Annotated in this window: 2 protein-coding genes; both read left to right on the top strand. The window is 64.5% G+C overall.

Translation table 11 applies throughout. The features are described 5' to 3' along the window. Positions 1–146 precede the first annotated feature (146 nt). The gene (locus GY937_04935) at positions 147–488 is read left to right on the top strand and encodes a hypothetical protein (GenBank protein ID MCP5056056.1); all 342 of its coding nucleotides are present in this window, start codon (positions 147–149) and stop codon (positions 486–488) included. A 50-nt stretch (positions 489–538) separates the two neighbouring features. Beyond that, positions 539–1,081: a DUF4131 domain-containing protein gene (locus GY937_04930; protein ID MCP5056055.1), complete on the top strand. Its 543-nt coding sequence runs from the start codon at positions 539–541 to the stop codon at positions 1,079–1,081. Positions 1,082–1,217 lie beyond the last annotated feature (136 nt).

Genomic DNA, 1,217 nt, shown 5'->3' with positions numbered 1-1,217 from the left:
CCGTCAAGTCAATCCGATACCGCTTCTTCGACATACGGGCCCCATGAATCGGCCCGCGACACGGCGAGAACCGATTGGCTGCGGGGGACGCAGTGCTTAGCATGACAACACTTCCGCCTTTGGTCGATACAAGGGACTAGCCTGGCATGTCCAGCCGTATCGCCAACAGAATTCGCCGGGATCTCGAGGAGCGCGGCGTCCCGGAGCCTGTGTCGACAGCACTTTCTGCGCGAATGGCCGAGCAGGCCGAGCATCTGGACGCCCAGGCGTACGAGGGATTCCTTGCCGGTGCCGCGCTCAGCTTTTCCGTGCATCGAGATCGCAGCGCGGAGCTTCCGGGGAACAGCACGGATCTCGGCGAGATCCAACGCCTGATGAGCGACTTCAGCGATGAGCTGCGCAAGCTCGATGAAGCGCTCGAAATTCTTGCGGCCTACGTCGTTCGAATGCGGACGCAATCCGATCCGAAGGACCGGACGCTCCACTAGGCGACGGACTCGCTAGGCTAGGGCTCCCCGGTCCCGGGGAGACCGAGCGCGTGCCGTTCCTTTCGCTCTGGCTCGCCGGATACGCTACTGGGCTGATTCTCGCTGACAGCGGATTTCCCCTTGGCGTAGGCTTCACGCTGGGGCTTCATGTCGCGGTTGCTGCCGCCTTTCGAGGGCGGCCGGGTCTCTGGTTGGCGATTGGGCTGATCGGCGTGGTGGCCGGGCTTCTTTCCCTGGGCTCGGCGCTTCGGTCCGCGGAGCGAGATCGTCCTGTGTCGATCGAAGAGCGTGTCGTCGAGGGCGACATCGTTGGCGTGGATACACGAGGCGGGCGGGCGCGGGTAACCCTCGCTCGTCTCCGGGCGGAGGACGGCAGACCTGCGCCGGATCGGCTCGAAGTGTGGACGGATGTCGGAGATTCGGGCGTTTCGTTGGCGACTCGCCCGCCCGGTTGCCGAATCCGGGTGCGGCTACGCATCTCGCCCATTGCGAGTTCATCCAACCCGGGCATTCCGGATCCCGCGAAGCATGCGCGCCGGCGCGGCCTGGGTGCGCGTGGAAACCTGGTGGATCCGCGGCTGCATGTACCGTAAGCGCTCAGTAGACCCCATGTTTTCATCCTGAGAGATCGAGTCATCCTGGATCGGCTCGCAGAAGCGAGCTGAGGGAGGAGCGGGATGGGTCGATCGAAGGCGGAGAGGAATCTCACGCCGACGCAGCGGCGATGGT

This window comes from bacterium, from assembly GCA_024228115.1.
Classification (GTDB): Bacteria; Myxococcota_A; UBA9160; order UBA9160; family UBA6930.
Note: the sequence above shows the minus strand (reverse complement) of the source record. Positions and strands in the feature narration are given on the sequence as shown.

What these genes read in the sequence shown, in the direction of transcription:
- GY937_04935 (MCP5056056.1), top strand. Translation starts at nt 147, where the DNA reads ATGTCCAGCCGTATCGCCAACAGAATTCGCCGGGATCTCGAGGAGCGC.